Below are 6,000 nucleotides of genomic sequence, written 5' to 3' on the forward strand. Positions count from 1 at the left end.
TATTTTTTAACAAATTTTTACATCCGTTATTCTCTTTATGTTTAGAGCTTGGCCAGGAGCCAAACCATTGGCATCCGCAATCAGGAACCACATCGCCGCATCACCCCAGACGTTGCGGGCAATGCTTTGCAGGGTGTCTCCATTGTGCACGGGGTACGCAGTAGCCGTGAACCCAGAATAGGTCGGGCTGAGCGGTTCGTAGTTCTGGTCGAAGTCCGCACTACTGGTGGCGCCATTCAAACAATCAAAGGGACAGACTCGATTGATCAATCAGGATTAAAGGTGTCAGACTGGCAATGTGTGCCTCTACATGAGAGATAGAATATTGATAGGACATATGTATTGTACGATCAATCGAGTCCGACCCCGTTGATTTTGGGGATATTACCGTTACTTACGCTCAACACCATTAATATTATCTATGACAAAACCTGCAATACAACTTCTTCCTCTCGTGATTAACTTATCGCTTACACGCAAACTGAGTTGATCTAACATTTCATTCTTTAAAACAAAAGAGGTTTCATTATTATTTATGTCAACCACATACAATTTACTTAAGTTCCTAAAGGTTTTTGCATAAGGTTCTACTCTTATCAATTTATATTCATGTATTGCAAACTCTGAGGCTAGGAAATCAGAAGCAATTGGAGTTGCAAGTGACAATCCCCTACCAACTAGTATGGGAAAAATAAGACTAGATACTACAAAAGCCAACTTCCTCCCCGTTGAAAGTCTCTGAAAAAAAGACTTAGTCTCATTCTTTTCAAATCTATGCTGGAATATCACAAAACATATATATATTAAAAATAAGACTCCATAACTTACAATCATTTCCGTTAAATACTTATCTTGATAGATAAAAGAAATTGAAACAGATATTGGAATAATCCAGCATGAAATTCCAAATACCACTAAAAATAATTTAAATAGTTTAGGCATTAAATGCTCTCATTTTAAAGCGGAAAATTATCTATTTTGCACATACTCTTTACCATTAAACTTTAAAATCCCATTTGTATATGTAGACTGCACATAATCAGAGCCACCATTAAATTCGTACTCCCAAAGAAAAATACCTCCGCCTATAATGCCACCTGCAATTGCTCCATACGGCCCTGCCCAAGATAATGATATAGCACCAACTGAAACCGACGCTCCCAATCCAACCGTGCCATAAGTCGCACTTGCCGTACTTCCCAAGAAGGTCTCAAACTTTGAAATAAAAGGGGTCACGAAATCAAAGGGGTCTGACCCCTTTGATTTGGGTGAACGGGCCATCAGTGCCTTCTTCTTTCATGATGCGGCTATCGGCGTCGTAGGTGGTGGTGCGAATGTAGCCCTGCACGCCGCTGCCGTTGTAGGTGGTGAAGATGGTAATTTTTTCAAGATAATTAAAGAGAACTAGCCTTAATTATATGAGAAACTCCAATAATTTTATTTTACATTCCCACGCGTTCTATATAAAAAAAATGCCCACAATATAATGATGATTTCCATACCAAATGACCAATACAGTATGAAGTTTAGCCACCAAGGTTGAAATAAAATGGGAACAGTGAACATTGCATAAGATTTATCTACAAATGGCGCCAACCACCAGATATCGCCAACAATACTTCAAGTATCATATGCAACATGCCATGCCGCCTAGAAAGAAAACCAATACAAGAAATGGATATCTTTTATTTACTGAAAGGACTATCCAAAAGGCTGATGCTATTACTCCCAAAAACCAAATTATTGGCCAATGCATGAAGTATTGATGGTGATGGATTTGCCTGTGATCGATCAGGTAAAAATAGGAAAGATCAAAATCTGGAGCGATCGAACCAATGATGCTTGCAATTATGATTGCACGAACAGATGCAGGGATGTGCTCTATCCGGTTAGATATCATAGTTGCCATGATATATCCTGCAGGTGCATGTGCAATAAACATGAATTACATCCTAATGCAGGTACTTCTCAACCTTTAGCCAACACTCTTTTTCATTATCCCACCGACCTGAAGCAAGCAAATCGCTTTTATTCATTTGATACAATTCTTTTGCATTCTTGTTTTTATAAGTATCACTCAGTGCAGCTTCAGCAGCTTTATTGGCAGTTAATTTAACATTCACTCTAGATCCAGCCTGAAGAAGAACTAGTGTCTTGGAACAATTTAAAATAAGTAACGCATCAATAAGGGGAGGAACGATATTTTTCTTTTTTGGATTGACATCTACACCATAAGAAATTAATAGTTTCAATGCATCACTATTGTTAGAGTATATAGATGATGTAATAAGATATCCTAGATCACTAGAATATAAATTAGGGGAGATCCCAGCTTTTAAAGATTTATCGAGTAGTTGAATATCACCTAACCTAACAGATTTAAACAAAGCAACTTTTTCCGCCGGAGACAAACTATCATTTTCCAAGTGCCTTTCACATCCACTTAGTATAGTTAACATAACTACCACTATAAAATATCTTATTTCTTTTATCATCATTTTTTATAGTATATAAATAATCTATTCCACTCTTTTTAATTGAATTTACGGGAGATAACCACTTAAAATTATCTAAATTTTCTTTTGTCCAAAATGCCATTTCGTTTTTAATGGCTAATAAAGGTATTTTTCCTTATTTTATATTAGATTCCAATTGTTTTCCCGCCGATCGAACTATTGATTCTTGGCTTGTATTATATACCTAAGTTGAAGCCACTGGATTACTACTAAGATGCAATCAAAAGGGTCAGACTCGATTGATAAATCAGAATAAAGGTATCAGACTGGAAATGTGTGCCTCTGCATGAGAGATAGAATATTGATAGGACATATGCATCGTACGATCACTCGAGTCTGACCCCTTTGATTTGCATGCGGCGCACTGCAAGCGAGTACGCCCTACGAGCTTATCTAGAACTAGTATCTTTCGCTGATCTCATTCCCAATGTTGTAATCTCAGAACAATCCTTATATAAAGTACTGTCCCAATCAATACTTTCTGTACAAAAACGAATTAAAGCACGCGTTGCATTTTCAAGTTCGATTAGTGATGGATTGTTAATCAACAATGTTCTATAGTCATTTAGATTATTAATCAAATACCATTCTAAACTTTCTTTCTCAACTTTTTTTGATGTTATTTTTTTCAAGAGAATATCAACAGATTGTATTAGTTTTTCCATCGTTTACTATCTCTTATCTCGGTAAAAAAACTTCACGGAAATTATAATTACTTAAAGATCCAGTTAAAAACAATTGATTACCTCCTCCTGTTAAACCTGGTCCAAAATTTGGCTGAGAAGCAGCACGACCTGTAAAGACAACACTACCCTCTGGCAAACTAACTTCAGCAACTCGAGTGGCTGAGTTTCTCATCAAAGCAAGATTTTGTATCCTATCTGTCTGATTAGTAATCATGTCTGTAGTCACATACCGTCCACGTATCGCAGCTTTAGTATCATCAAAATAACGATAGGCTGTAATTTCCGATGATAAAGTTTTAATCCTAAACGTCTCTAAATCAAAGGAGCGAATAATTTGATTACGAGATTGAAGTGAAGCATTAGCCTCTCGAAGTAAATTACGAGCTTGTCGAATATTAGCTGCCGCTGCATTACGCTCTATTGTATGCATCAACGCCTCTGCAGCATTTTTCACCCCGGCAACCCCGCCAACCACACCGGTAATCTCAAGTCCAGCCTGTGCAGTGCCAAATAGAATGGCAGTTGCGCCAAGTCCAATCTTAGCCTCCGAAGCGCGCTGCATCGCTTGCAAGCCATTGCTGATTTTATTGGCATAGGGACTGAGTTTGTTCGTGATGCTTTGTGCCCCTTGCGTTCTTAAATCATATCCCAATCCATTATTGATCCTATTTTGTACTACAACCGCAGCATCTACCGAATCAAACATTGCATAAGGGATAGAGACTAAACCTCCTACAATACGCAATCAAAGGGGTCAGACTGAGGTACCCCTTTGATTCGATACTACAGGTCGCGCAATCCATTTGATAGCTCTGCATAGCCATTAAGTAAGTCACCGGACACGACCCCCCATGAATCAAGTGCACGGGCTAGATTCATGGGGGGAAGTTGCTCTTCTGAATCTACTTGTGGTCGGAGTTTTTCTAGAAATTTGATTGCTGACTGTTGTGCAGCTAGAGTCCACCCATTTTGTATATCTTCTGTTGTTAGCGGCAATTGTGTTCTGGCGAGCAATACGTCAATCTCCACAATCAACTGGTCTCTTGTTTTTTTCATTAATTAATATCCCTTTCCTGTACCAAAGTAAAATTTGTCGAGATCAATAATGAGGGTTTGCTTAATACCGTTTCCACCATTTTTTACTGCCCCCTCTAATACAATACTTCGGCTAGTCGAGGAAACCCTTTGAACCAACGTCGCATTATTGTTGAACTCGGGAAGAAGATATAATCCTTTTACGGCTTCATCTGGGGTAGAAAACTGGGCCTTAGTCAAAAAGTTGCCTTTACTATTTGCAACATCCGTATATCTAGACCAATCTTCACCAGAGCGAATGAGTCGCGCATTAATTGGGCCATCGAACGAATCGAGATAGTCTTTGGCACGTGCGGCGGAAAAACCATTCTTTATTAGAAAGGCTTCTGCGCGCTCAGATGAAATAACCGCAGATGTACGTAACCCAGTCGGGTTAATACTATTTGCTGTTCCTCGCACCCTGCCCACCACAGCCACGCCAGCAAGTCCTAGAATTGTAGCACCGCCACTACCGATCTCATCGGCATTGCCATGATATAGCCCATGTGCCAAGTCTCTTGGCCCACGTACCGTCCCAATGGCAGTCTCTTTTGCCAGGGTGCCAAGGTAGCCGAGCCCTTCGGTCTGGAAGCCTTTGACCAAGCTGTTCTCTGGATAGAACTGGCCACTGATCACTGAACGCTGTTGTCCTGTCAGGTAGGCTTTCCCATCACCGATGAGTGTCATGGCACCACTGACAGGAGCAGTGATGCCTTGCAGCAGGTTACGTCCGATATTTACAGCACCGGTGTAGCGTGGATGGTCCAGCTTGAAGGCCTCATAACTCGGCAGGGTGCTAACTGTAGTGTTGGATAGATTCAGGTTGATAGCGGTTTGGTTGACCAATTCTGTTACAGCGTCGTAGCGAGAAGCTGTTACTGCATTGGTAGGCAATGGTTCGCGTTGCTCATAGATTGGAGTATCTGTTAATGCGCTAGCCGTCGCAGACCAATAACTTTCAGGCCGCTGGCTTGGGGCTTGTGCAACAGGCGTTACCTTTCCTCCATCCTTGGGATCATTGTACCCAGCCCACGCACCCACCCCTGCACCAACGGCGCTCACGGCCACGTTGGCCCAGCTCATCTTGCCTTTGCCATCCAGGCCGATTTGCGTGAGTTGGCTTGCTACACTGGAGGCAGCGCCCTGTGAAACGGCGGTGATGAAGCTGCCGGTCTGGCTCAATGAGGTGGTTTTTACACCATTGCTGTTGGTGGTGGTCGTGCTCAGTCCTGCACCGACTTTGCTGCCTATATAGGCGCCAGCGGTTGCGCCGACTGCAGAAGCCGCCACACTGGCCCAACTAAAGCCTTTCTGTGCCCCTGTGATGTTGCCCACGGCTTGACCAACGACGTTGGTGATCATGGCATCAGCCGCAATCTTGCCATAGCTGATGGTGGTGCCTGCCGCGCCAGCACTGCCCCCAATGCCCAAACCTTGGGTAATGCCGGCCGTGATGGCCGCGGTGGCAAAGCTTCTGAAGTCGAATCCTTTCTGTACGCCAAGCAGGTTGCCAGTGAGTTGTCCGGCCAGGTTGCCGAGCATGACGCCACCAATCCCGCCGGTCATGGCGCTCACTGCCACTGCGACCACCATGACAATAATGCCGCCCATCCCCCCGCACTTGCCCTTTTTCTTCTTGACATAAGGCACTGGTGCCGTCGGCAAGGTTGGGCTGGTATCCCCAATGGCTTCCCCTGCACTGTAGGGACGGAAGGTGGAGCTAT

General features: G+C 42.6%; 8 protein-coding genes. All 8 read right to left on the bottom strand.

The window, feature by feature from the left end:
• Positions 1-390 precede the first annotated feature (390 nt).
• Positions 391-942, bottom strand: a complete 552-nt coding sequence (locus ACW4YW_RS15395) for a hypothetical protein (protein WP_457138364.1) — start codon at positions 940-942, stop codon at positions 391-393.
• Positions 943-969: 27 nt separating this feature from the next.
• Positions 970-1,281, bottom strand: coding sequence for a hypothetical protein (locus tag ACW4YW_RS15400; RefSeq protein ID WP_457138365.1), 312 nt, complete (start codon positions 1,279-1,281; stop codon positions 970-972).
• Positions 1,282-1,627: 346 nt separating this feature from the next.
• Entirely contained in the window at positions 1,628-1,942 is a 315-nt protein-coding gene (locus ACW4YW_RS15405) for a metal-dependent hydrolase (protein WP_457138366.1), read from the bottom strand.
• 10 nt (positions 1,943-1,952) lie between these two features.
• Positions 1,953-2,459 carry a hypothetical protein gene (locus ACW4YW_RS15410; RefSeq protein WP_457138367.1) on the bottom strand — a complete coding sequence of 169 codons (507 nt, stop codon included), beginning with the start codon at positions 2,457-2,459 and terminating at the stop codon, positions 1,953-1,955.
• Positions 2,460-2,905: 446 nt separating this feature from the next.
• Positions 2,906-3,181: a hypothetical protein gene (locus ACW4YW_RS15415; RefSeq protein WP_457138368.1), complete on the bottom strand. Its 276-nt coding sequence runs from the start codon at positions 3,179-3,181 to the stop codon at positions 2,906-2,908.
• Positions 3,182-3,194: 13 nt separating this feature from the next.
• On the bottom strand, positions 3,195-3,908 hold the full coding sequence (locus ACW4YW_RS15420; RefSeq protein ID WP_457138369.1) for a hypothetical protein: 714 nt from the start codon (positions 3,906-3,908) through the stop codon (positions 3,195-3,197).
• Between the two features lie 77 nt (positions 3,909-3,985).
• A complete protein-coding gene (locus tag ACW4YW_RS15425; RefSeq protein ID WP_457138370.1) occupies positions 3,986-4,258 on the bottom strand; it encodes a hypothetical protein in 273 nt (90 codons plus the stop codon).
• 3 nt (positions 4,259-4,261) lie between these two features.
• A partial coding sequence (locus ACW4YW_RS15430) for a hypothetical protein (RefSeq protein WP_457138371.1) occupies positions 4,262-6,000 on the bottom strand: 1,739 nt, incomplete at its 5' end.

The sequence above is a fragment of the Methylobacillus pratensis genome (genome assembly GCF_054072455.1).